Source organism: Paraburkholderia sp. SECH2 (genome assembly GCF_030464795.1).
Lineage (GTDB): Bacteria > Pseudomonadota > Gammaproteobacteria > Burkholderiales > Burkholderiaceae > Paraburkholderia > Paraburkholderia aspalathi.
In genome coordinates, this window is the sequence record NZ_JALPRH010000020.1 from 100,776 (window position 1) to 124,728 (window position 23,953).

The following is a 23,953-nucleotide window of genomic DNA, read 5'->3' on the forward strand; positions in this document are numbered from 1 at the left end:
GTCAGGAGACGCCCCATGTCCACAGCAGAAACCGCCATCGCGCCGGTCGACTACCGCACCGATCCTTCGCAGTACAAGCATTGGAAGCTGAGTTTCAACGGTCCTGTCGCGACCCTTGGCATCGACATCGCCGAGGACGGCGGGATCCGGGACGGCTACAAGCTGAAGCTGAATTCATACGACCTTGGCGTCGACATCGAACTGCACGACGCGATACAACGCATCCGCTTCGAGCATCCTGAAGTCAAAACGGTGGTGCTGACGAGCTTGAAGGATCGCGTGTTCTGCTCGGGCGCGAACATCTTCATGCTGGGTTTGTCCACGCACGCCTGGAAGGTCAACTTCTGCAAATTCACCAACGAAACGCGCAACGGTCTCGAAGATTCATCGCGTCATTCAGGTCTGAAGTTTCTCGCCGCCGTGAACGGTGCATGCGCCGGCGGTGGTTACGAACTCGCGCTCGCTTGCGACGAGATCTATCTCGTGGATGACCGCTCGTCGTCGGTTTCGCTGCCGGAGGTGCCGCTGCTGGGCGTGCTGCCGGGTACGGGCGGCCTGACGCGTGTTACCGACAAACGCAAGGTGCGTCACGATCGTGCGGACATCTTCTGTACTGTGGTCGAAGGCATTCGCGGTGAGCGGGCGAAAGCATGGCGTCTCGTGGATGAAGTCGTGAAGCCGAATCAGTTCGATCAGACGATTCAGGCGCGCGCGCTTGAACTCGCCGAACAAAGCGATCGCCCGTCGGACGCACCAGGCGTCATGCTCACGCGTATCGAACGCACCAACCGCGAAGACGGCCTGACTTATAAAACACTCGACGTTACGATCGATCGTGCGAAGCGCATCGCCACCTTCACGGCGAAAGCGCCACAAGCCGGACAACCTACCGAGATCGACGCGATCGTCGCCGCCGGCACGAGCTGGTGGCCATTGCAGTTCGCCCGCGAACTCGACGACGCGATCCTCTCGATGCGCACCAACGAGCTCGAGGTTGGCACCTGGGTCTTCAAGACCGAAGGCGATGCCCGTAATCTGCTCGCCACCGACGCTACCCTGATGCAGCACAAGGACCATTGGTTCGTGCGCGAGACGATCGGCCTCTTGCGCCGCACGCTGGCACGTATCGACGTGTCGTCGCGTTCGCTGTTCGCGCTGATCGAGCCGGGTTCGTGTTTTGCCGGCACCTTCGCCGAACTCGCGTTTGCCTGCGACCGCAGCTATATGGCGGCACTGACGAGCAACGAAGACGAAGAGCCGGCGATCACGCTCTCGGAAGTCAACTTCGGTCTCTATCCGATGGTCACGCATCAATCACGTTTGGCTCGTCGCTTCTATGAAGAAGCCGAACCGCTCGACGCGGTGCGTTCGAAGATCGGCCAGGCGATCAAAGCAGTTGAAGCCGAGCGCCTTGGCCTCGTGACGGCGTCGCCCGACGATATAGATTGGGCCGACGAAATCCGCATCGCGCTCGAAGAGCGCGCGGCGATGTCGCCGGATGCATTGACCGGACTGGAAGCGAATCTGCGCTTCAACGGCCCGGAAACGATGGAGACGCGTATTTTCGGGCGTCTCACCGCATGGCAGAACTGGATCTTTAACCGGCCGAACGCAGTGGGTGAGAAGGGCGCGCTCAAGGTGTACGGCAAAGGCAGCAAGGCGCAATTCGACGTCTCGCGCGTTTGATTCTTCTCGATGCGACGCAACGTAACTGAAACCGACGCCACCTGCCTGATACGCGCCTCTCATCCGCAAGCTCTGTATTCCGACCAAGGAACCGACCATGTCTACGATCAACTACAGCGAAAAGATTCCGAACAACGTCAATCTCGCCGACGACCGTGCACTGCAACGCGCGCTGGAGCAATGGCAGCCGAATTTTCTGTCATGGTGGGGCGATATGGGCCCTGAAGGCTCGCATGGCTATGACGTGTATCTGCGCACGGCGGTGAGTGTCGACGCGGGCGGTTGGGCGCATTTCGATCACGTGAAGATGCCGGACTATCGCTGGGGCATTTTCCTCACGCCCGGCGAACAGGACCGCAAGATTCATTTCGGCGAGCACAAGGGTGAGGCTGCGTGGCAGGACGTGCCTGGCGAGCATCGTGCGAATCTGCGCCGAATTATCGTCACGCAAGGTGATACGGAGCCGGCTTCGGTCGAGCAGCAACGGCATCTGGGTTTGACCGCGCCGTCGATGTACGACCTGCGCAACCTGTTTCAGGTGAATGTGGAAGAAGGCCGCCACCTGTGGGCGATGGTGTACCTGCTGCACCGTTACTTCGGCCGCGATGGTCGCGAGGAAGCAGAGGCACTGCTCGGCCGCCGTTCGGGTGACGAAGATAATCCGCGTATTCTCGGCGCCTTCAATGAGAAAACGCCGGACTGGCTCGCGTTTTACATGTTCACGTACTTCACCGACCGCGACGGCAAATTCCAGTTGTCGGCGCTCGCCGAGTCGGGTTTCGATCCGCTTGCACGCACCACCAAGTTCATGCTGACCGAAGAAGCGCATCACATGTTCGTCGGCGAATCGGGTGTGTCGCGCGTGATCCAGCGCACGGCGCAAGTGATGAACGAACTGGGCACGGACGACGTCGCGAAGATTCGCGCGGCGGGTGTGATCGATCTGCCGACCATCCAGCGTTATCTGAACTTCCATTACTCGGTGACGATCGATCTGTTCGGCGCCGATCATTCGTCTAATGCGGCTACGTTCTACAGCTCGGGCCTGAAGGGCCGCTATGAAGAGAACAAGCGCGACGACGATCATCAATTGAACGGTCAAAGCTACAAGCTGCTCGACGTGCAGGACGGCAAACTGGTCGAGCGCGAAGTGCCGATGCTCAACGCGATGAATGAAGTGCTGCGCGACGACTACATTAAAGATTCGGTGGCGGGTGTCGGCCGCTGGAACAAGGTGCTCGAAAAGGCTGGCATCGATTTCCGCATGACAGTGCCGCATAAAGCGTTCAACCGGCAGATCGGCACGTTTGCAGGTACGCGTGTGTCGCCGGACGGGCGCGTGATCAGCGAGACCGAATGGGCCGCCAATGAAGCGAAGTGGCTCGCCTCGCCGGAAGATCGTGCGTATGTCGCCTCGCTGATGGGTCGCGTCGTCGAACCGGGCAAGTTCGCGAACTGGATTGCGCCGCCGGCAATGGGCGTGAATCGTCAGCCGGTCGATTTCGAATACGTGCGCTTTAACTGAGCACGGCGATTGAAAACGTGCGGCGTCGTATTCGCACGAATATCTGGTGGAGGAAGTCATGAACGGTCCAGTATCGATCGAAGTTCTCAGGCAACATCTGATCGATCCGGAAATCTGCATTCGCTGCAATACCTGCGAAGAGACTTGCCCGGTCGATGCGATCACGCACGACGAGAACAATTATGTGGTCAAGGCGGATGTCTGCAACGGCTGCATGGCGTGCGTGCCACCGTGTCCGACTGGCTCGATCGATAACTGGCGCACTGTGCTGAAAGCCGATGCGTATTCCATTGACGAGCAGTTCAAATGGGACGTGCTGCCCGAGCAGAACACAATGGCGGTGCCTGCTGCGGAAGATGAATCGGTCGCGGCCGGAGCCTCAGGCGATGCGCCAGCGGACGCAAGCGGTATTGAAGTCGATACCGTGCGTGGGTCGGTCGTGCCGCCATGGTCCGCGGCGAAACCGTACGTGAATCTCTATACGCACAAGGCGCCGACTACCGCGACGGTGGTCGGCAACTACCGGCTCACGGACGGCTCGACGGATAGCGACATCCACCACATCGTGCTCGATTTCGGTTCGATGCCTTTCCCTGTGCTTGAGGGCCAGTCGATCGGCGTCCTGCCACCGGGCGCGACCGCAGATGGCCGCACACATCACGCGCGGCAGTATTCGATTGCGAGTCCGCGCGATGGCGAGCGGCCCGGCTACAACAATGTTTCTCTCACCGTGAAGCGCGTGTCCCAGCAGCACGGCGATGCGCTCGATGGAGTCTGCTCGAATTATCTGTGCGATCTGAAGAAGGGCGACGTGGTCAGCGTAATAGGCCCGTTCGGCGGCACCTTCCTGATGCCGAACCATCCGAACTCGCATCTGCTGATGATTTGCACGGGCACAGGCTCGGCGCCGATGCGCGCGATGACCGAATATCGTAGGCGGCGTCGTCTGAAAGGCGCGACCGGCAAGCTGATGTTGTTCTTCGGCGCGCGTACAAAAGAAGAGTTGCCGTACTTTGGTCCATTGACGAATCTGCCGAAGGATTTCATCGACACGAATCTGGCGTTTTCGCGCACGCCGGGGCAGCCCAAACGCTACGTGCAGGACGCGATGCGTGAGCGTGCGGTCGATGTCGCACAGATGCTCAAGGACGACAACACGCATATCTACGTGTGCGGCTTGAAGGGGATGGAAGACGGCGTGCTGCAAGCGCTCAAGGAAATCGGCGAACAGCACCAGCTCGACTGGGAAGCGCTATGGATGAAGCTGAAGCGGGAAGGGCGGTTGCATCTGGAGACGTATTGATTGACTGATGTCTGGCCATGAATTGGCCCGCATGCCTGCGGGCCTCATGGTCTTTACCAGATCGTTTTGATGTGTGGATACGCGCGAATTTTTTCGTCTTTTGTCACTAGCGGTACGGCAAACTTGCGAGCGGTCGCGACGATCATCCTGTCGGCTGGGTCTCTGTGGAACTCACCGGGAAGATCGACGGACTTCGTTGCGATTTCCACATCGACAGGTATAAAGCGCACAGCTTCGATTGCCGAGACGGTGGCGAGCCAACTGCTGACATCCATCGAGAGTAGGAGCCTCTCGCGCTCCACCAGCATGGCTATTTCCCATGCGGAAATGGCCGACACGACGATTTCCCCGCCGGCCATTTCGTGCGCGATGGCAGTCTTTGCTTTCTTGCTTAACGTCGGATCGCCGGTGACCCACCAGACCAAAGTATGGGTATCCAGAACGATCACTGCGTCGCCTCCCAGTCATCCTCTCCAACGGGAGCGGTGGGATTGTCGTAACGCACGACCGAGCCGCGTAGCACGTCTAGCGGACTGCGTTCTACACCGCGATAGGGCCGGACTTCAAGCGCTGGCTTGCCGTGGTCGGTGACAATCAAGCTTTCACCGGACGCCTCCACTTGCCGGAACAATTCGAGCGCCTTGGCCTTGAATTCAGACTTCGATACCAGATTGCCTTGCACAGTAGCTCCTATAGTCATTTGCCTATAGTCACTATTGTACTCCAAAATGACTAGATGGAAGTAGTCATTGAACGGCTGACCCTTTCCCTTGCGCCGGCGACACCGCCCCACACGCACGAATCACCAACTGCACGACTTCCTCCGTCGTCACCTCAAACGCCTTCTGTGTCAGCGCGCGTTTGCCTTTAAGCGCGCGAATCTGCGCGTCGAAGTCGGCGTAATGCTGCGTGGTTGCCCAGATCATGTACATCAGCGTTTGCGCATCCACCGGCGCCAGCAGCCCGCGCGCAATCCAGTTGTCGATCACCTTCACCCGGCTATCCAGCCACGGCTTCACGCGCCCGGTGAGAATGTCCTCCATATGCTCTGCGCCGTGAATGATCTCGCTCGCCCACACCTTCGAGCCTAAGGGCCGGCGGCGCGATAACTCCATTTTCGCGCGTACGTATCCGCCAATCGCTTCGACCGGATCGTCACTGCATTCGAAGGTATCCGCCGCGCGATGCCAGTCTTCGAACAGGTCTTCCAGCACACGCCGGTACAACGCGAGCTTTGTCGGGAAGTAGTAATGCAGGTTAGCTTTCGGTAAGCCTGCACGCTCCGCAATCATCGCCGTGCTGGTTCCATCGAGTCCTCGCTCGGCGAAAACCGCTTCGGCGCACGCCAGCAAATGCGCTTCATTCGACTCGCGAATGTGCGCCTTGCGCCGCCGCAAAGGCGCGCGAGTTTCGTCCAGTGTCTCGTCGTTTTCCGTGATGTCGGCAGCCACGTTGTCGTCTCTCATGTTGGCCTGCATCGGCATGTGTGCCGCGTCGCGCTTCATTCTAGTCGTTTGAGCGCGGATGGACACGCGCATTCGAGGTTGTCGAAAAATGCGTGCTGCAGTGCAATGGCACGCTTCTCGCTATGTTTGTCACCGTACGAAAGGTGTTGATTTGGCGGGCTTAATCGTCTACAACCTGTCCAACTGGACAGGATTGAGAGAGCGGGAGATGCCCCAGGGTTTGCCCTCTGTATAAGAGGCGATCAAAGGCATCGAGTGTGCACCGCCGCCGTGCGGCCGCGCCCCAAAACCCGCCGCCGATGCACCAGTTTCATGTCGGTTCACCGAAAGGAGCGAGACGAATGAACGCGGTATCCGAAGCGCTGAAGCACGCAGAACCCGCTACGTCGATCAAGGTCGACGGCAAGCGGCTGTGGGACAGCCTGATGACGATGGCGAAGATCGGCGCGACGCCCAAAGGCGGCGTCTGCCGGCTGGCGCTGACCGACCTCGACAAACAGGGGCGTGACCTGATCGTCAGTTGGGCGAAAGAAGCGGGCTGCACGGTCAGTGTCGATCAGATGGGCAATGTGTTCATGCGCCGTGCCGGGCGCAACCCTGATGCGTTGCCGGTTATGACCGGTTCGCATGCGGACTCGCAGCCGACCGGCGGCCGCTTCGACGGTATCTACGGCGTGCTAGGCGGGCTCGAAGTGATCCGCAGTCTCAACGATCACGACATCGAGACCGAGCATCCGGTTGAAGTGGTGATCTGGACCAACGAGGAGGGCTCGCGCTTTGCGCCCGCCATGGTTGCCTCGGGGGTGTTCGCCGGCGTCTTCACACTGGACTACGGCCTCTCGCGCAAGGATGTGGACGGCAAGACCATCGGCGAGGAACTCAAACGTATCGGTTATGCGGGCGATCTGCCTTGCGGTGGACGTCCCCTGCATGCCGCGTTCGAATTGCACATCGAACAAGGGCCGATTCTCGAAGCCGAGCACAAAACCATTGGCGTGGTGACCGATGCGCAAGGTCAACGCTGGTACGAGATCACGCTGACGGGGCAGGAGGCGCATGCGGGTCCGACGCCGATGCCGCGCCGTCGCGATGCGTTGCTCGGGGCCGCGCGTGTGGTCGATCTGGTCAATCGCATCGGGCTGGATAACGCGCCGTTCGGCTGCGCGACGGTCGGCATGATGCAGGTCTATCCGAACTCGCGCAATGTGATTCCGGGCCGCGTGTTCTTCACCGTCGACTTCCGTCATCCGGACGACGCGGTACTCGCGAAGATGGATGCCGCGTTACGTGAGGGCGTGAAGAAAATCACCAGCACCATCGGTCTGGAAACCGAACTCGAGCAGATCTTTTACTACGCGCCGGTCGCTTTCGACGAAGCCTGCGTGAAGTCAGTGCGCGCCGCGGCCGAACGCTTCGGCTATCCGCATCGCAACATGGTGTCCGGTGCGGGACATGACGCGTGCTATCTGTCGCAAGTCGCGCCGACTTCGATGGTGTTCGTCCCGTGCGTCGACGGGATCAGTCACAACGAGATCGAGGACGCGACCTTCGAATGGATCGAAGCGGGCGCGAACGTCTTGTTGCACGCCATGCTCGGACGAGCGTGCGAGCCGGTTTCATAACGCTTTAGCGGTAGTTGTGGCGGGTTTTAGCTATTCCCTAGCCTCACCGTAGTGCCTATAAAACATGCCGCCCCGGCTTCGCTTCAGCGCAGCCGACGGGACCGGCTACGTCCTCACATCGAAGAAGGAGCGTGTATGGCCATCAAGCAAACCGGCGATATTGCGCCTCAGCGCCTATCGGCCGATCAACTCTCGTGCGAGTTCTCCGATATCGCACCGTTGCTCGACCCGAGTGCCGCGGCCGCAGCAGCGAGCCGCTGTCATTACTGTTACGACGCGCCGTGTGTGAACGCGTGTCCGACACAGATCGACATTCCCAGTTTCATTCGCAAGATCAGCAACGGCAATCTGAAGGGCGCGGCCGTCGACATTCTGTCGGCGAATCCGCTGGGCGGCATGTGCTCGCGCGTTTGCCCGACCGAGATTCTTTGCGAGGGTGCTTGCGTGCGCAACCATCAGGATGCGAAGCCGGTGGCGATCGGCGCGTTGCAACGTCATGCGACCGATTGGGCGATGGCGCGCGGTGAAGTGCTGTTCAAGCGCGCGGCTGAAACGGGTCGGCATGTTGCAGTGGTCGGTGCGGGACCGGCCGGACTTGCCTGTGCGCATCGGCTTGCATTGGCCGGCCATAACGTGACGATCTATGACGCCCACGAGAAAGCGGGTGGCCTGAACGAATACGGCATCGCTGCCTATAAAACCGTCGATGATTTTGCGCAGTGTGAAGTGGCGTGGTTGTGCTCGATCGGCGGCATTGAGATCGAAAACGGTGTCGCGCTTGGACGTGACGTGGAGCTCGACGCGCTGCGCAAGCAGCACGATGCGGTCTTCCTCGCGATCGGTCTCACAGGCGTGCGCGCATTGGCGATGGAAGGCGAGGACCTGAGCGGCGTGATGAACGCAGTGGATTTCATCGAACAGGTGCGCACGGCGAGCGACTTCGGAACGGTGCCGGTGGGCCGGCGAGTTGTCGTGATCGGTGGCGGCAATACGGCAGTGGATGCCGCCGTGCAAAGCCACAAGCTCGGCGCGACCTCGGTGACGATGGTGTATCGGCGCGGCGTCGAGTCGATGAGCGCGACGTGGGCCGAGCGTGATTTCGCGCAGACCAACGGCGTCACGCTCGTCACGCATGCAAAGCCGGTGCGTTTGATCGGAGAAGGCGGCGTGGTGACGGGCGTCGAATTCGAGCGCACGTCAGGCGATGGCAGTCAGGAGCGCTTCGTGGTCGAAGCCGACATGGTGCTCAAGGCAATCGGACAGACGTTGGTGCCGGTCGGCATCGAGCGCGAACTGTTGACGCTGGACGGCAGCCGCATCGCGGTCGATGCAAACGGACAAACCTCGCTGCCAGGCGTATGGGCGGGTGGCGATTGTGCAGCGACTGGCGGGATCGATCTGACAGTCCAAGCGGTGCAGGACGGCAAGATTGCCGCCGCCGCGATCGACGCCCAGTTCGCCCGCACGGCAGTCAAAGCCGCGTAAGACAGGACAGAGCCACTTAAGCCGCGTATCACACCAAGATAAAACAAGCAGTCCCCAAGGAGCCGAACATGGCCGATCTGCGCTGTACGATTGCCGGAATTACGTCGCCGAATCCTTTCTGGCTCGCTTCCGCGCCGCCGACCGACAAAGCCTATAACGTGAACCGCGCGTTCGAAGCGGGCTGGGGCGGGGTCGTGTGGAAGACGCTGGGCCTCGACCCGCATGTAGTGAACGTCAGCTCGCGCTACGGTGCAGTGCAATGGAACGGCCAGCGCATCGCGGGCCTGAACAACATCGAACTGATCACGGACCGTCCGCTCGACGTCAACCTCAAGGAAATCGCCCAGGTCAAACGCGATTGGCCGGACCGCGCGATGATCGTCTCGCTGATGGTGCCGTGCAACGAGCGTGACTGGAAGTGGATTTTGCCGCTCGTCGAAGACACCGGCGCCGACGCGGTGGAATTGAATTTCGGCTGTCCGCACGGCATGAGCGAGCGCGGCATGGGTGCTGCGGTCGGTCAGGTGCCCGAGTACATCGAGATGGTCACGCGCTGGGTTAAGGAAGGCTCGAAGCTGCCTTGCCTCGTCAAGCTCACGCCGAATATCAGCGACATCCGCCTCGGTTCGCGTGCGGCCTATAAAGGCGGCGCGGACGGCGTGTCGCTGATCAACACGATCAACTCGATCGTCGCGGTGGATCTCGACGCGATGTCGCCGCTGCCGATGGTCGACGGCAAAGGCACACATGGTGGCTATTGCGGTCCGGCGGTGAAGCCGATCGCGCTGAACATGGTGGCTGAAATTGCGCGCGACGTCGAAACGCCGAAACTGCCGATCTCCGGCATCGGCGGCATTTCATCGTGGCGCGATGCGGCCGAATTCATGGTGCTCGGAGCAGGCAGCGTGCAGGTCTGCACGGCGGCAATGCACTATGGATTCCGCATCGTCTCCGATCTCGCGGATGGTCTCTCGAACTGGATGGACGAAAAAGGCTACGCCACGCTCGACGATATTCGCGGCCGCGCCGTACCTAACGTCACCGACTGGAAGTACCTGAACCTCAAATACGACATCAAGGCGCGCATCGATCAGGACAAGTGCATTCAGTGCGGCCTCTGCCATATCGCCTGCGAAGACACTGCGCACCAGGCGATCATGAAAGAAAAAGATGGCGTCCGGCATTTTGAAGTGATGGACTCCGAATGTGTCGGCTGCAATCTGTGCATGCATGTGTGCCCGGTCGAGCAGTGCATCACGATGGAGCGCGTGGACAGCGGCGAGTACGCGAACTGGACTACGCATCCGAACAACCCTGCACGGGTGAATGCCGGTGAAAGCGACAAGTCAGACGCGGCTGAAACCACCGAGCATGCCCATGCCCACGCAGCAAAAGCAGCCTGAAACGTGGGCGACCTGTAGGAAAAGAAACGAAGCGCTTGTACTGAACCTGTAATTTTCCCTTAGGGCCTGACGCGCCATCAGAAGCCGCGCGGGCCTCAACGATCAGTGGAGATCTTTCGATGAAGCAGACAGCGCAACCCGTCGATCCGCAGTTTGCGGCCGGCGCGCAGGGCAGCAGTCTTTACAACGATGACCTTGCGCCGACCGGCGTCGCACAGCGCACGTGGCGGTGGTATCACTTCGCCGCGTTGTGGGTGGGGATGGTGATGAACATCGCGTCATACATGCTCGCGGCCGGATTGACGGAGGAGGGCATGTCGCCGTGGCAGGCGGTGGCAACCGTGTTGCTCGGCAATCTGATCGTGCTGGTGCCGATGCTGTTGATCGGGCATGCGGGCGCGAAACACGGCATTCCGTACGCGGTGCTCGTGCGTTCTTCCTTCGGCACGCAGGGTGCGAAATTGCCGGCGATGCTGCGGGCGATCGTCGCGTGTGGCTGGTACGGCATTCAGACATGGCTTGGCGGCAGCGCGATCTACACGCTGCTGAACATTCTGACCGGCAACGCGCTGCACGGCGCGGCCTTGCCGTTCCTCGACATCTCGCTCACGCAGCTCGCGTGTTTCCTCGTGTTCTGGGCGCTGCAGATATATTTTATTGTGCACGGCACTGACTCGATTCGCTGGCTCGAAAGCTGGTCCGCGCCGATCAAGATCGTGATGTGTATTGCGCTGGTGTGGTGGGCCACCTCGAAGGCGGGCGGTCTCGGCTCGATGTTGTCGGCGCCGTCGCAATTCGTGCCGGGCGGCAAGAAAGAAGGAATGTTCTGGGCGACTTTCTGGCCCGGCCTCACGGCAATGGTGGGCTTCTGGGCGACGCTCGCGCTGAACATTCCCGACTTCACGCGCTTTGCCAAAACGCAGCGCGACCAGATCATCGGCCAGTCGATTGGTTTGCCGGTGCCGATGGCCTTGCTCTCGGTGATCTCCGTGGTGGTGACATCGGCGACCGTGGTGATCTACGGCAAGGCGATCTGGGACCCGATCGATCTGACGAGCCGCATGACGGGCATAGGCGTCGGCCTTGCACTGATCATCCTGACGCTGGATACGATGTGCTGCAATCTGGCGGCGAATCTCGTCGGCCCGGCTTATGACTTTTCGAGCCTGTGGCCGAAGGGTATTTCGTATCGCGTCGGTGGCATGATTACCGCGACCATTGCCATCGTGATGATGCCGTGGAAGATTCTCGCCACCACGCAGGGTTATATCTTTACTTGGTTGGTCGGTTACTCGGCTTTGCTCGGTCCGGTGGCGGGCATTCTGATGGTCGACTACTTCCTGATTCGCGGCACACGGCTGGACACGCGCGAACTGTTCGACGAGCATGGCGAGTACAGCTACACGGGCGGCTGGAATATCGGCGCGGTGGTGGCGCTCGTGGTCGGCGTGCTGCCGAATCTGCCGGGCTTCCTGCACACCGCGTTTCCGGCATCGTTTCCGAACGTGCCGGCGATTTTCAACACGCTCTATACGTATGCATGGTTTGTCGGACTCGCGTTGGCGTCGATCGTATATAGCGCGTGGATGAAGTTGAGCAAAGGACCGAGTGCGCGCGTGGCGAGTGCCTGAGAGTGTCCATAAGCCACGCACGAAGCAGATGAAGTACGTAGCACCGAAACCAGCAGTTCATAAGGAGGCGGCACCATGACGACCCTGATTCGCGGCGGCACGATTATCGACGCGGAGAACACGTATCGTGCGGACGTGTTGTGTGCGGACCCGCAGGACGGCGGCACGATCCTGCAGATCGGAGTGGACCTGGAGGCGCCGGCCGGCGCGACGATCGTCGATGCGGGCGGGCAGTATGTGATGCCCGGCGGCATCGATCCGCATACGCATATGGAGTTGCCGTTCATGGGCACCACGGCCAGCGACGATTTCTATACCGGTACGGCCGCGGGTCTATCCGGCGGCACGACCAGCATCATCGACTTCGTGATTCCGAGCCCGAAGCAATCGCTGATGGATGCCTTCAAGGAATGGCGCGGCTGGGCTGAGAAAGCATCGGCAGATTATGGCTTTCACGTTGCGGTGACGTGGTGGGACGATTCGGTCTATCGCGACATGGGTACGCTGGTGCACGAACACGGCGTGTCGAGTTTCAAGCACTTCATGGCCTACAAGAACGCCATCATGGCCGACGACGAAGTGCTGGTAAACAGCTTCTCGCGCTCGCTCGAACTCGGCGCGCTGCCCACCGTGCATGCGGAGAACGGTGAACTGGTGTTTCAGTTACAGCGTCAATTGCTGGCGAAAGGCTTTACGGGTCCGGAGGCGCATCCGTTGTCACGGCCGCCTGAAGTAGAAGGAGAGGCCGCCAATCGGGCGATCCGCATTGCGCAAGTGTTAGGCGTGCCGGTGTATATCGTCCACGTGTCCGCGAAGGATGCGGTCGACGCGATTGCGCGTGCCCGCAGCGAAGGCCTTCGCGTATTCGGCGAAGTGTTGCCGGGCCATCTGGTGATCGACGAAGCGGTGTATCGCGATCCCGACTGGACCCGCGCGGCGGCGCACGTGATGAGCCCGCCGTTCCGTTCCGCGGAGCATCGCGAAGCATTGTGGCGGGGTTTGCAAGCGGGCCAATTGCACACCACCGCGACCGACCACTGCGTGTTCTGCGCGTCACAGAAGGCCATGGGTCGTGAGGACTTTACGAAGATCCCGAACGGCTGCGGCGGCGTGGAAGATCGTATGGCGGTGCTCTGGCATCACGGCGTGAATTCGGGGCGTCTCACGCCGAACGAATTCGTGCGCATTACCTCAACTAACGCCGCGCAGATTTTCAACCTGTATCCGCGGAAAGGTGCGGTTCAGGTGGGGGCCGATGCAGACCTGGTCGTGTGGGATCCGCAGGCAAGCAAGACGATTTCGGTGAAGACGCATCACCAGAAGGTCGACTTCAACGTGTTCGAAGGCATGACGGTGCAGGGCGTGGCGAAGCACACGCTCACGCGCGGCGCGCTCGCATGGACCGAAGGCGAACTGCGGGCAGTGCGTGGCGCAGGGCGTTATCTGAAGCGCCCGCCGAATCCGGCTTACTTCGACGCGATCCGGGTGGCCAATAAGCGCAAGGAGCCGCATCCGGTAGAACGGTAAGCCGTTTGCAAACTGACGGGCGGCCTCGCAATGCCGCCCGTACCGACCATTTTTCAACGCCGCGCGTTCGCCGCGGCGATACCCCTCCCGCGTTTTCCCCGATGGCGCCCGGCACGTGTTCCGTGGTGCGATGCATGCCGCGTCTGCCATATCTGCTGTAAAGTCGAATTCGACGTTGTATGAGCCACCTTGGCTGTCCGCTTAGCACGCAAGCGCATATTGATCGGAAACCTGATCCTTTGTAAAAACGCAAACCGTTTGCTACAGTCCGCCCACTCTGCCGGGTCTGACCGCCGGCGGGATGCCGCACACAAAACCATGCAACTGACGTAGCAAACTTTACGGAGCCACCAGATGAAGTCGATTCGTTCCATTCTGCTGATCGCGCTGCTGCAAGCGGTGACCCTGAGCCCGGCATTCGCTGCTGACGAGCTCGCGCAGATCAAGTCCGCGGGCGTGTTCAAGATCGGCACCGAAGGCACCTACGCACCGTTCACGTACCACGATGAATCCGGCAAGCTGACCGGCTTCGACGTCGAGATCGGCACCGAGATCGCCAAGCGCCTGGGCGTCAAGCCGCAATTCGTCGAAGGGAAATGGGACGGCCTGATCGCCGGTCTCGATGTGAACCGCTACGACTCGGTGATCAACGAAGTCGCTGTCACCGACGCACGCAAAGCGAAATACGATTTCTCGGACCCGTACATCACATCGCACGCGGCGCTGATCGTGCGTTCGGACAACACCACGATCAAGACGTTTGACGACCTGAAGGGCAAGAAATCGGCGAATACGCTGACCAGCAACTTCGGCAAGATTGCGGCTGCGCACGGCGCCGAGGTGATTCCCGTGCAGGGCTTCAACGAATCGGTCGACCTGCTGACCTCGGGCCGCGTCGACGCGACTGTCAACGATTCGCTGTCGTTCCTCGACTTCAAGAAGCACAAGCCGGATGCGAAGGTGAAGATCGCCGCGCTCGACACGTCGGCTGACAGTAGCGACAAATCCGCGGTGCTGATCCGCAAGGGCAGCCCGGAATTGCAGGCGGCCATCAACAAGGCGCTCGCCGACATCAAGAAAGACGGCACTTACGCGAAGATTTCACAGAAGTACTTCGGTAAAGACGTCTCCCAATAAGCGTCATCTGCGAGTCTGAATCATGCCGGCATGGTTGCATCTGATGGCGCAGTCGCTGTGGCCCCTGCTGTATGCGGGGCTCGTCTTTACCGTGCCGCTCACGCTGGCATCCTTCGCTATCGGGATCGTGCTCGCGTTTATCGTCGCGCTGGTCCGGCTATTCGGGCCGAAGTGGGCGATCGCGTGCGTCCGTTTCTACGTGTGGCTGTTTCGCGGCTCGCCGTTGCTTGTGCAACTGTTCGTGATTTTCTACGGACTGCCGAACGTGGGCATTGTGCTCGATCCGTTGACGGCGGCGATCATCGGTTTTTCGCTGAATGTCGGTGCGTATAACTCGGAAGTGATACGCGGCGTGATCGAGTCGATCCCGAAGGGCCAGTGGGAAGCAGCGTACTCGATGGGCATGACGCGTGAACAGGCGCTGCGCCGCGCGATCTTGCCGCAGGCGGCGCGCGTCGCGCTACCGCCGCTGTCGAACTCGTTCATCGCGTTGGTGAAGGACACATCGCTAGCGGCGGTGCTGACGGTACCTGAGGTATTTCAGGCAGCGCAGCGAATCGCATCCGTGACCTATGAACCGCTGATTCTCTACACAGAGGCGGCGCTGGTTTATCTTGTGTTCAGTTCGGTATTGTCGTCGGCGCAAGTCCGGCTCGAGCGCAAGTTCGGCCGTCACGCACTTTTCCATGCGGGCAACTGATGATTCGACTGGAAAAAATCGACAAGTACTTCGGCGAGAACCGGGTGTTGAACTCGGTGGATCTGCAACTCGCCTCGGGCAACGTCACCGCGCTGATTGGCCCATCTGGCAGTGGCAAGAGTACGCTGTTGCGCTGCGTGAACCTGTTGGAAATCCCGGAATCTGGATCACTTCAAGTCGGCGACCAACGCCTCGAATTCAGCCGCGACCACAAGCCCCCGCGCGAGGAGGTACTGACGATCCGCCGCCGCACCGGCATGGTATTCCAGAACTTCCAGTTGTTTCCGCACTTGACGGTCCGCCAGAACGTCATGGAAGGCTTGCTGACCGTACAGAAGTGGGACAAGGAAAAAGCGCGCGTACGAGCAGACGAATTGCTGGAGAAAGTCGGCATCGCGCAAAAAGCAGACGCATGGCCTTCGACGCTGTCCGGCGGCCAGCAGCAACGCGTAGCAATAGCGCGGGCGCTGGCACCATCGCCGGAAGTATTGTTGTGCGACGAACCCACCTCGGCACTGGACCCCGGACTAGCCGCGGAGGTAGTAGACGTACTCAAGCAACTCGCGACGGAAGGCATGACGATGTTGATGGCAACGCACGATTTGCGTCTAGCCGCGACAATCGCACGAGACGTAGTGTTTCTGAACAACGGCGTAGTGATCGAGGCGGGCCCATCAAGGGACATTTTCATGAACCCGAGCCAACCGGAAACAGAGCGCTTCGTATCGACACTGACGCACAGCTTGCCGGACGCATGGACAGAGCGAGGTTGACCTGAGAGAGGGAAGGGCGGGAGCAAAGCCAGCGTATCGATCTCCGGCAACGCAGTACAAGAAAAGAGGGGCGCCAAAGCGCCCCTCAAGAAAAATATAGAACAGTGCCAAACCGAGCCCACTGGTTTTCTAGCAGACTCTTCCTACGAGCACGCAGTGCGAGTCGGGAAGTATGACTCCCTTGTCACAAGCGCTTGCAGGTGCACGAACTCAGATTCCAGATGCACCACTACCCTGAGTAAACCACGGTGCCCACTTAGCATTAGCGGTTTGAGCCGCTTTCTTTTGCCTACTTTTCTTTGCGGCGGCAAAGAAAAGTAGGTGCCGCCCCGCACAGGGACAACGCTAATAGACCACTAACAAAACAAGGAAAGGCACCAAAGCCAGACCAAGGAAAAAAACTCAAACCGCCACACGCTCCGCGTCATCCCTAAGCGCGACTTCAAAAAACCGCTCCTGCGCACCGGAACTAGCGCGTTCATAAGCGCGATTAACCCCACTAATAACAGCCCGAATAGAAGCAGTCACCAGATTGGCATCAATCCCAACCCCAAACGCACTCCCAGCCACATCAGCGCCAGCCATTTCAGCAACAGCAACAGCCCGCGCATCAGCGCCCTGAGTCAAAGCACGCTCCTCATAGTGCTGAATCCGCACCGGCACCCCCATAGCATGCATCAACGCATCAAGCGGCCCATTCCCTTCACCACTCAACACGCGCCGCGAGCCATGAATATCGACAGTGAGCTTGATATGCTCCCGATCGCCGCGTTCGGACAGGCTATGCCCGATATAGCGAATCGGCTCAACACTATGCACGTACTCCTGCTGAAACAATTCCCAGATCTGCGAAGGCGTCACTTCCTGCCCGCTATCATCCGTATAGCGCTGCACGGCCGAACTGAAATCAACCTGCAAGCGCCGCGGCAACACAACCCCATAGCCCTGCTCGAGCAAATAAGCAATCCCACCCTTGCCAGACTGGCTATTCACGCGAATAACTGAATCATAGGTGCGCCCAAGATCGCTAGGATCGATCGGCATATAAGGCACTTCCCAGACCGCGTCCGGTTTCTGCACCGCAAAACCCTTCTTGATCGCATCCTGATGCGAGCCGGAGAACGCGGTGAACACCAGATCGCCGACATACGGATGGCGCGGATGCACCGGCAACTGCGTGCATTCCTCAGCAGTCCGCGCGACTTCATTGATATTCGAAAAATCGAGTTCAGGATCGACACCCTGCGTGTACAGATTCAACGCGAGCGTCACGAGATCGACATTGCCGGTACGTTCGCCATTGCCGAACAAACACCCCTCGACCCGATCCGCTCCCGCCATCACCGCCAGTTCAGCGGCAGCCACGGCCGTGCCGCGATCGTTGTGCGGATGCACTGAAACGATCAACGAATCGCGACGCGCAAGATTACGATGCATCCATTCGATCTGGTCCGCGTAGACGTTCGGCGTAGCCATTTCGACGGTAGCGGGCAGGTTGACGATCGCTTTGTGTTCCGGCGTCGGTTGCCAGATATCGAACACCGCGTCACATACTTCCTTGGCGAATTCGAGCTCGGTACCGCTGAACACTTCCGGGCTGTATTGCAGCGTGAAGTGCGTTTCCGGCGTCGCGTCGGCGAGACGCTTCATCGTACGCGCGGCGTTTTGCGCGAGTTCTTTCACGCCGCTCTTTTCGAGGCCGAACACGATGCGGCGGAATTCCGGCGCGGTGGCGTTGTACAGGTGGACGATGGCGCGCGGCGCGCCACGCAAGGACTCGAAGGTGCGTTCGATCAGGTCGTCACGAGCTTGCGTCAACACTTCGATGGTGACGTCGTCGGGGATATGACCGCCTTCGATCAACTCACGCACGAAATTGAAGTCGGTCTGCGAGGCAGACGGAAATGCGACTTCGATTTCCTTGAAGCCAATCTGCACCAGCGTCTTGAACATGCGCATCTTGCGTTGCGCGTTCATCGGCTCGAACAGCGCCTGGTTGCCGTCACGCAGATCGGTACTCATCCAGATCGGCGCACGCGTGATGACGCGTGACGGCCACTGGCGGTCGGTCAAATTGATTGGCTTGAACGAGTGGTACTTGGTAGCAGGGTTCTTCAACATTTTCATCATCCTTGGGATCGATCAACCTGGGTTGTCGACCGGACGACGAAAAGACAAAGCACTGCCGCCGGTCGGAAACCGGGGCTGGGTCAGTTACTGGGGAATTGAGCGGTGCTTCGGGTGTATCAGATGGAAGCGCGCAGCAGCAGACCTAGCCCGGTAGAGCGGGCTAGTAGTAGCGATAGGATGGTCTGGGCGCGGTACATAGTGCGCAATAGGAACATATTATTGGGATCCCGTCAAGCGCCGGTGCGGCGAAGCGCGTACCGGCCGGAAGGGCTTATACCGGCCGGCGCGCGCTGAAACCCGGGCCGGTCATACGTGTCACCTGGGTTTCACGAAGCGCAAGGTCATGCGATCCGACTCGCCGATCGCGGCGTACTTCGCCCGGTCGACGTCGTGGCCCTCATACGTGGGCGGCAGCGACCACACACCGTGCGGATAGTTTTTCGTGTCGCGCGGATTGCTGTTCACCTCGCTTTGGCCCGCCAATTCGAAACCTGCCGCTCGGGCGTGTTCGATGACATAGGCTTCGGTGACATAGCCGCTGTCGATGGTCTGTTGCAGCGAAGTGCCCGGCGCCGCGCGATGTTCCTCGACGCCGAGGATGCCGCCCGGCTTGAGTGCCGCGTAAAAGGCGCGCAGATTGGCGTCGATCTGGCCGTCCTTGATCCAGTTGTGGATATTGCGGAAGGTCAGCACCTCGTCAACGCTGCCGTCGGCCGGAAAGCCGCTGAACTGACCTGCTCGCAGTGTGCCGACCACGACATTGCTATAGACAGCGGGAGTGGCCGCCAGCTTGCGCGCGAACGACGCCCGGCCAGCCTGCTCTTCTGCCAACGACGCGGCGTCCGGGCTGTCGTATTGCGCCTCGTACAGCTTGCCGTGGTCGTGCAGATAGGGCGCGAGTATCTCCGTGTACCAGCCGCCACCGGGCGCGATCTCCAGCACGGTTTGCGACGACGTCACGCCGAAGAACTGCAGCGTTTCCTTCGGATGGCGGTAGACATCGCGTGCACGGTTCCTGTCGCTACGCTGCGGCCCCGAAATGGCGGCATCGAGCGAGGCGGAATCAGCCGCCGAGAGAGAGGTCGATGCCGTTGGAGCGGCGCAGGCGGCTAGCAGCAGTGCCGCGCTCAGTGCCGCGAGCGCGGAACGCAGCGCGCGGGCTTGGGGAGTGGGGTGGGTGTTCATGGCAGCCATTATCGGGCGCGATCGTCCTGGAAAGAAAGCGCCAATCGGCATAACGATATGCGCTTGGGGTATTTGCTGTGATCCCGTGTCCCTCGTGGCTTTGGTGAGCGCACGGGGCATGCCAGTTCGGCACTTTTACGGTGGGCGGGCAGATTGTGCCGAATCCGAAAGAGGAGGTAGCGCGTATAAATGATGTGATCAGCGTCTGCCGCGCCTGTACTGGAATCGCGGACATGATCGCCTTTCATTTCACTTTGCACTTGCCGGAGGTCGGTATGAAGCGAACATCGAGGACGTCGAGGGTAGTGGGGGTTCTGCTGTATGCGCTCGCTTGCGGCGTCGCCGCGCAGGCTGGCGCACAGGGCCTGAGCGTGCAGGACGACATCAACGCGCCGCAAAACAGTACGCGCGTGATGCCGAGCGCGGCGCGCGGCAGCGAATATCCGACGCACGGCAACCAGCAGGCGGGCGAGTTGAATCTGAATCCGACCGATCCGCGCGCGCAACTGGTCAATGGATTGCCGAATAATACCCAGTCGGGCGGTTACGGGTCGCCGCTCGCCGGCGTGCGCACTTACGTGCAGCCGCAAATGCCGTCGAACTGACCGTTGGCGTGGGCGACAGTCGGTCGTGCTGCATCGCGCGCTGGCAGCAGCGCATCCCGGCACGGACTGTAAGGTTTCTGGTTTGGACCCGGATTCAGGCTTTGGCTCAGACTCAGCCTTTCAGGTGCGAGGCGCGACCATCGCACCGCCCGGCGATCGGATCTTCGGCCGTCGGTCCGCCTCAGATACCGAACACGATCCGCAAGGTATCGTTATGCACGATCACCGAGACGCCAATGACCAGTAGGATCAGCGGCAGCAACGCGGTGCCATAGCGCCGGATCGGCGCGCCCAGCAAAGGATGCTCCACCAGCCACACCGCTCCTGCGCACCAGAGGCCGATCATGACGACGAACACCAGCGAGATGAACATGCCCTCGCTATGCGAATGACTCGCGTACAGGGGCACGTAGACAGCGAGATTGTCCGAGCCGTTGGCGACCGCCACGCATGCCACTGTCCACCATGACGAGCCTGCGCCGGCCTTAGTTGGCGTGGCTGGTGCACGCGTGCCCGCCGTGGCCTGCGCCTCTTGCACCTGATCCACGTGGCCGGGGCGAAAGCGCGCCCATGCTTTGCTCAGGCCCACGCCGATCGGCAAGATACCGAGCAGACCGACGTAGCCGAAAGGTAGGCGTGTCAACAGTGCGGCGAGCAGAATCGACCCTACGATCAAGGTCAGCGAACCGGCAAACTGCCCGGCGATCACGCGCCGACGCTGGCCGCCCGTTTCCGCAAGGAAGGCGAGCAGCACGAAAAGGTTGTCGATGTTAGTCGCGGCGTAGGCGGCGACGGCGAGCAGGGCAAGGCTGAACATGCGGAAAAGCCGGTCAATGCGCAGTGGGAAAACGGTTCCGCACCCATCAAGCGGGTCCGGCTGAAGAGGTGGCGTGCCGCAGGTATGGCGACCGGTCAACACGATGCCGATGCAAGGCGTCGCGGTCAAGCCGTCTCTTTGTCTTGTGTGATGTGCGGATCGGCACGTCCTTGCGAGGTGCCGCGCCACTGTCTCCGTTCTTCTCCCTGTGCAGTCCCCGTGAGCGGCGGCGGTGCCGATCCGCCAGCCCGTAAGCTACAATTGCCGACGGCTTGCAAAACGGAACGTCAATGAAAGTTCGGATTCTCTCTATCGCCTGCGTCACGACTGCTGCAGCGCTGCTGGTGGCCTGCACGGCCGTCTACAAGAACTCGGATGCATGCGAGCAGTTGATGCGAAGCAAGCTGGCTGAAACGTCGTCGCCGGATACGCTGAGGATCGCTCATACGGGCACCGCTATCGACGGCTCGCGGGTGGTCGTCGAGGGATCGATCGAGCATGTGATGACGGCTTCGGAGGTTGCGGCCGCTTCGGCGGCGTCCGCGGCGAAATTGGCGAATGCGCCTCACCCGGCTTCGGGCGTGCGCGCGGCGTCCGGCGTGTCCGTGGCGCAGGGGGCTTCCTCGGCTTCGGCCGCGGCTGCTGCCTCACGCGTGACGGCTGCAGCGGCTTCGGATGCGACGGCCGCTTCAGCGAGCCTCGCTGCTTCGGCGAGTGACGCAGCTTCGCTCAAATCGGCCAAGCCGAAGAAGGTCAATACGGCAGCCGCCGCTGAGTGCACATTCCACGGCTCCGCGCTGAGCGTATTCAGCTGGTTGGCGCCGGCAAAGCTCGCCACGCCGGCCCCCACTGCTGCGAGCGAAGCCGCCGAGTAAAGCCTTGCTCGCAACGGGCGCGGGCAGCTTTCGCTAACGCCTGCTCAACCGCGAACCGCGAACCGCGAAACACAAAACACAAAGTTCAAGCCGCCCCATCCGCGAGGCGGCTTTTGTTTTGGCGCATCAGTTTCAGCACGCTTTCGCCGAACGCCTGCGGCCGCCCTTCGAAGCAGCGCTGCACCGCCTGCGTGTCGATCAGACGTTGGCGCAGCGCCGTGCGCTCGTCGCGCTGGTCGATCATGCGCACGGCCGCAGCGATATACGTCTCGACGCTGTTCGAGGTGGTCCACGAGGGCATGCCCACGCGCTCGAATAGCGCCCCGTCGATCTGCTCGAACACTTCCGGCCCGCGTTTGCATACGCCCGGCAAGCCAAGCGTCAGTGCATCGACGATACCGTTGGTGTTGCCGAACGGAAACGGGCTCAGGAACAGATCGGCCTGGTTGACGCGCGCCAGATACGCGGCGTAGTCGTGAAAGTCATGCACGACAGCGCCCGGTACTGCACGCACGATGGCGTCGCGCAGACGGTCGAACGGCAGACCCGACGGCACACCGGTCATGAAGTGAAACTCAACGGGCGTGGCCGCACGCGCGCCGATTTCGCGGCACGCGTCGAGAAAGCCGGGATTGAGTTTCATCGCGCTGGCGGTGATGACGATCTGCAGCGTCTCGCGCCGCGACGGAATCTGCGCGACGATGTCCGGCAACGCGACGGACGGGCGGTACGGTTGCCCGTCTTTCGGCAACTTCATCAGACGCTCGCTGAAGCAGGCCGGGTCGCCAACATAATCTTCCTCGGCGCTGATGTAGTCGATCTTGTCTGAGTGCGTGGTAGCGGGATGGCCGAGCGCAGCGATCTGCAACGGCGCGATGCGCAGATTGGACATGAACACGGTTAGCACGAACATGCCGACGCTCGGCATGTACAACACGTCCGGTTGCTCGGCCTCGGCGAAATCGCGAATCTTTTTCAGGCACTCGCCGATGTAGTCGGGCTCTTCCAGTTCGATAAAACGGTCGAAAACGTCCCGCCCCACTTCGTCGAGCGCATAACCGAAGCCGAAGCCCACCACCTCGAAATGTTCGCGTGCGGCTTCGAGCGTACGCGAGTGCGTGCGGTAGATCGAATGGGCGCCGCTGAACCATTCCAGCACTACCACCATCAGCGGCTTCTTGCCGCGCCGCGATTTGCCTCTGGCAGGCTTGGGTTTCGCTGCGGGCAAGTCGGTCAGGCCGAGTTGTGCCAGCTTGCGGCGCACCAGCACGTTGATGTCCTGCTTGATCGCGTGCCGACGCGGCGTATCGGCATAGCTGCAGAACATATAGGCGTTGTGCAGCACGGCCGATGGCAGATCGTCGAGATCGTCGATGAGCTGCAGCTTGCCGGGCAGCCACTCCAGCAGCGCCTCGCGCTTGAGATGCGCGCTTGGCGAGCCATTGAAGACCGGCGCTAGCAAAGCGAGCGCGAGACAGGCCGCGATAGTTTTGTCGTGCGCCCAGAGTGCGGCGAAGTCGAGTTCCAGTTCGGACTCGGTCGAATAGAGCACGCACAGCTTCTCGATGAAGCTATCTCCCGGCAGAAACTGCGTGTCCGCCGCGCCGCGAGGATTGAGATGACGGACGACGTGGTCCGCATTGCCGAACGCCGTGGCCGAGAACAGCGTGCCGATCCATTCATGCAACGTGAAAAACAATCTGACGCACGCGGTGGGCGGCCGGAAATCCGGGTCGGCGAACAACGTAGACGCCGCACTTGTCAGACGTGTGCAGAAACGCTCGCGTTGCTCATTGGGAGACAGGTCGGTCATGCCCGATGCTCTGAAGCTCGCGTTCAACTCACCGCGCGTTTGCTGGAGGAGTGCGAGTGCCGCGATGAGCTGAAGTGAGGCTTGCGTATGCTGCCGCGTGTAGACGAGTTGCTCGAAATCGTCGAGCGAAAAGGTGACTTCCATCGTTTCACTGTTATTAGAGTATGCAGAGCTAACGATATCGAGATGACGCTAGCCGGAAACGACGATTATTGCTGTCAGGGCGTATCAAATAAGCGCGAGATGTGAGTTTGGGAATTTTCCTCGCAG

The 23,953-nt window shown here is 60.6% G+C and carries 20 protein-coding genes; 13 read left to right on the forward strand and 7 right to left on the reverse strand.

Features of this window, described 5'->3' with window-relative positions; genetic code table 11:
- Window positions 1-15 precede the first annotated feature (15 nt).
- From boxC to boxA, 3 genes are all read left to right on the forward strand, one after another.
- A complete protein-coding gene (gene boxC / locus M0D66_RS27365; protein WP_093643122.1) occupies window positions 16-1,686 on the forward strand; it encodes a 2,3-epoxybenzoyl-CoA dihydrolase in 1,671 nt (556 codons plus the stop codon).
- Window positions 1,687-1,783: 97 nt separating this feature from the next.
- Window positions 1,784-3,211 carry a benzoyl-CoA 2,3-epoxidase subunit BoxB gene (boxB, locus tag M0D66_RS27370; RefSeq protein WP_093643119.1) on the forward strand — a complete coding sequence of 476 codons (1,428 nt, stop codon included), beginning with the start codon at window positions 1,784-1,786 and terminating at the stop codon, window positions 3,209-3,211.
- Window positions 3,212-3,269: 58 nt separating this feature from the next.
- Entirely contained in the window at window positions 3,270-4,514 is a 1,245-nt protein-coding gene (boxA, locus tag M0D66_RS27375; protein WP_211702402.1) for a benzoyl-CoA 2,3-epoxidase subunit BoxA, read from the forward strand.
- A gap of 53 nt (window positions 4,515-4,567) precedes the next feature.
- Here boxA and M0D66_RS27380 read toward each other — a convergent pair whose 3' ends face one another.
- From M0D66_RS27380 to M0D66_RS27390, 3 genes are read right to left on the reverse strand one after another with little or no spacing between them, the layout of a single operon-like run.
- Window positions 4,568-4,963, reverse strand: coding sequence for a type II toxin-antitoxin system VapC family toxin (locus tag M0D66_RS27380; RefSeq protein ID WP_266212125.1), 396 nt, complete (start codon window positions 4,961-4,963; stop codon window positions 4,568-4,570).
- Complete coding sequence (locus M0D66_RS27385; RefSeq protein ID WP_200622331.1) at window positions 4,960-5,214, reverse strand: type II toxin-antitoxin system Phd/YefM family antitoxin; 255 nt, start codon at window positions 5,212-5,214, stop codon at window positions 4,960-4,962. Before M0D66_RS27385 ends, M0D66_RS27380 begins: the two co-directional genes overlap by 4 nt.
- Before the next feature lie 46 nt (window positions 5,215-5,260).
- Complete coding sequence (locus M0D66_RS27390; protein WP_211702403.1) at window positions 5,261-6,019, reverse strand: TetR/AcrR family transcriptional regulator; 759 nt, start codon at window positions 6,017-6,019, stop codon at window positions 5,261-5,263.
- 302 nt (window positions 6,020-6,321) lie between these two features.
- Here M0D66_RS27390 and M0D66_RS27395 point away from each other — a divergent pair, with 302 nt between their 5' ends.
- The 8 genes from M0D66_RS27395 (at window position 6,322) to M0D66_RS27430 (ending at window position 16,258) form a co-directional block, all read left to right on the forward strand.
- Window positions 6,322-7,602: a Zn-dependent hydrolase gene (locus M0D66_RS27395; protein ID WP_093643107.1), complete on the forward strand. Its 1,281-nt coding sequence runs from the start codon at window positions 6,322-6,324 to the stop codon at window positions 7,600-7,602.
- 135 nt (window positions 7,603-7,737) lie between these two features.
- Window positions 7,738-9,087 (forward strand): NAD(P)-dependent oxidoreductase, encoded by a 1,350-nt coding sequence (locus tag M0D66_RS27400; protein WP_266212126.1) that lies wholly within the window; start codon window positions 7,738-7,740, stop codon window positions 9,085-9,087.
- A 68-nt stretch (window positions 9,088-9,155) separates the two neighbouring features.
- Entirely contained in the window at window positions 9,156-10,490 is a 1,335-nt protein-coding gene (gene preA, locus M0D66_RS27405; RefSeq protein ID WP_266212127.1) for an NAD-dependent dihydropyrimidine dehydrogenase subunit PreA, read from the forward strand.
- 119 nt (window positions 10,491-10,609) lie between these two features.
- A complete protein-coding gene (locus M0D66_RS27410) occupies window positions 10,610-12,121 on the forward strand; it encodes an NCS1 family nucleobase:cation symporter-1 (protein ID WP_200651113.1) in 1,512 nt (503 codons plus the stop codon).
- Window positions 12,122-12,196: 75 nt separating this feature from the next.
- Entirely contained in the window at window positions 12,197-13,648 is a 1,452-nt protein-coding gene (hydA, locus tag M0D66_RS27415) for a dihydropyrimidinase (RefSeq protein ID WP_266212128.1), read from the forward strand.
- Window positions 13,649-14,002: 354 nt separating this feature from the next.
- The gene (locus tag M0D66_RS27420; protein ID WP_054040529.1) at window positions 14,003-14,785 is read left to right on the forward strand and encodes an amino acid ABC transporter substrate-binding protein; all 783 of its coding nucleotides are present in this window, start codon (window positions 14,003-14,005) and stop codon (window positions 14,783-14,785) included.
- A 22-nt stretch (window positions 14,786-14,807) separates the two neighbouring features.
- Window positions 14,808-15,485, forward strand: coding sequence for an amino acid ABC transporter permease (locus tag M0D66_RS27425; protein ID WP_054040530.1), 678 nt, complete (start codon window positions 14,808-14,810; stop codon window positions 15,483-15,485).
- Window positions 15,485-16,258, forward strand: coding sequence for an amino acid ABC transporter ATP-binding protein (locus M0D66_RS27430; protein WP_093643088.1), 774 nt, complete (start codon window positions 15,485-15,487; stop codon window positions 16,256-16,258). Before M0D66_RS27425 ends, M0D66_RS27430 begins: the two co-directional genes overlap by 1 nt.
- 402 nt (window positions 16,259-16,660) lie before the next feature.
- On the opposite strand, the gene leuA is transcribed toward M0D66_RS27430, so the two are convergent.
- Both leuA and M0D66_RS27440 read right to left on the reverse strand, forming a co-directional pair.
- Entirely contained in the window at window positions 16,661-18,379 is a 1,719-nt protein-coding gene (leuA, locus tag M0D66_RS27435) for a 2-isopropylmalate synthase (RefSeq protein ID WP_093643085.1), read from the reverse strand.
- A 324-nt stretch (window positions 18,380-18,703) separates the two neighbouring features.
- On the reverse strand, window positions 18,704-19,582 hold the full coding sequence (locus tag M0D66_RS27440) for a class I SAM-dependent methyltransferase (RefSeq protein ID WP_093643082.1): 879 nt from the start codon (window positions 19,580-19,582) through the stop codon (window positions 18,704-18,706).
- Between the two features lie 266 nt (window positions 19,583-19,848).
- On the opposite strand from M0D66_RS27440, the gene M0D66_RS27445 reads away from it, so the two are divergent.
- Window positions 19,849-20,178: a hypothetical protein gene (locus M0D66_RS27445; protein ID WP_093643360.1), complete on the forward strand. Its 330-nt coding sequence runs from the start codon at window positions 19,849-19,851 to the stop codon at window positions 20,176-20,178.
- Window positions 20,179-20,359: 181 nt separating this feature from the next.
- Here the strand turns inward: M0D66_RS27445 and M0D66_RS27450 are convergent, their stop codons facing one another.
- A complete protein-coding gene (locus M0D66_RS27450) occupies window positions 20,360-20,995 on the reverse strand; it encodes a cadmium resistance transporter (protein ID WP_266212129.1) in 636 nt (211 codons plus the stop codon).
- A 290-nt stretch (window positions 20,996-21,285) separates the two neighbouring features.
- On the opposite strand from M0D66_RS27450, the gene M0D66_RS27455 reads away from it, so the two are divergent.
- Window positions 21,286-21,870, forward strand: a complete 585-nt coding sequence (locus M0D66_RS27455; RefSeq protein WP_200621962.1) for a hypothetical protein — start codon at window positions 21,286-21,288, stop codon at window positions 21,868-21,870.
- A gap of 85 nt (window positions 21,871-21,955) precedes the next feature.
- Here the strand turns inward: M0D66_RS27455 and M0D66_RS27460 are convergent, their stop codons facing one another.
- On the reverse strand, window positions 21,956-23,827 hold the full coding sequence (locus tag M0D66_RS27460) for a glycosyl transferase family 1 (protein ID WP_266212130.1): 1,872 nt from the start codon (window positions 23,825-23,827) through the stop codon (window positions 21,956-21,958).
- Window positions 23,828-23,953 lie beyond the last annotated feature (126 nt).

What these genes read in the sequence shown, in the direction of transcription:
- M0D66_RS27440 (WP_093643082.1), bottom strand. Translation starts at nt 19,582, where the DNA reads ATGGCTGCCATGAACACCCACCCCACTCCCCAAGCCCGCGCGCTGCGT.
- M0D66_RS27450 (WP_266212129.1), bottom strand. Translation starts at nt 20,995, where the DNA reads ATGTTCAGCCTTGCCCTGCTCGCCGTCGCCGCCTACGCCGCGACTAAC.
- preA (WP_266212127.1), top strand. Translation starts at nt 9,156, where the DNA reads ATGGCCGATCTGCGCTGTACGATTGCCGGAATTACGTCGCCGAATCCT.
- boxC (WP_093643122.1), top strand. Translation starts at nt 16, where the DNA reads ATGTCCACAGCAGAAACCGCCATCGCGCCGGTCGACTACCGCACCGAT.
- M0D66_RS27395 (WP_093643107.1), top strand. Translation starts at nt 6,322, where the DNA reads ATGAACGCGGTATCCGAAGCGCTGAAGCACGCAGAACCCGCTACGTCG.
- M0D66_RS27430 (WP_093643088.1), top strand. Translation starts at nt 15,485, where the DNA reads ATGATTCGACTGGAAAAAATCGACAAGTACTTCGGCGAGAACCGGGTG.
- M0D66_RS27410 (WP_200651113.1), top strand. Translation starts at nt 10,610, where the DNA reads ATGAAGCAGACAGCGCAACCCGTCGATCCGCAGTTTGCGGCCGGCGCG.
- M0D66_RS27460 (WP_266212130.1), bottom strand. Translation starts at nt 23,827, where the DNA reads ATGGAAGTCACCTTTTCGCTCGACGATTTCGAGCAACTCGTCTACACG.
- M0D66_RS27425 (WP_054040530.1), top strand. Translation starts at nt 14,808, where the DNA reads ATGCCGGCATGGTTGCATCTGATGGCGCAGTCGCTGTGGCCCCTGCTG.
- M0D66_RS27385 (WP_200622331.1), bottom strand. Translation starts at nt 5,214, where the DNA reads ATGACTATAGGAGCTACTGTGCAAGGCAATCTGGTATCGAAGTCTGAA.
- M0D66_RS27445 (WP_093643360.1), top strand. Translation starts at nt 19,849, where the DNA reads ATGAAGCGAACATCGAGGACGTCGAGGGTAGTGGGGGTTCTGCTGTAT.
- hydA (WP_266212128.1), top strand. Translation starts at nt 12,197, where the DNA reads ATGACGACCCTGATTCGCGGCGGCACGATTATCGACGCGGAGAACACG.
- M0D66_RS27390 (WP_211702403.1), bottom strand. Translation starts at nt 6,019, where the DNA reads ATGAAGCGCGACGCGGCACACATGCCGATGCAGGCCAACATGAGAGAC.
- M0D66_RS27455 (WP_200621962.1), top strand. Translation starts at nt 21,286, where the DNA reads ATGAAAGTTCGGATTCTCTCTATCGCCTGCGTCACGACTGCTGCAGCG.
- boxA (WP_211702402.1), top strand. Translation starts at nt 3,270, where the DNA reads ATGAACGGTCCAGTATCGATCGAAGTTCTCAGGCAACATCTGATCGAT.
- leuA (WP_093643085.1), bottom strand. Translation starts at nt 18,379, where the DNA reads ATGTTGAAGAACCCTGCTACCAAGTACCACTCGTTCAAGCCAATCAAT.
- boxB (WP_093643119.1), top strand. Translation starts at nt 1,784, where the DNA reads ATGTCTACGATCAACTACAGCGAAAAGATTCCGAACAACGTCAATCTC.
- M0D66_RS27400 (WP_266212126.1), top strand. Translation starts at nt 7,738, where the DNA reads ATGGCCATCAAGCAAACCGGCGATATTGCGCCTCAGCGCCTATCGGCC.
- M0D66_RS27420 (WP_054040529.1), top strand. Translation starts at nt 14,003, where the DNA reads ATGAAGTCGATTCGTTCCATTCTGCTGATCGCGCTGCTGCAAGCGGTG.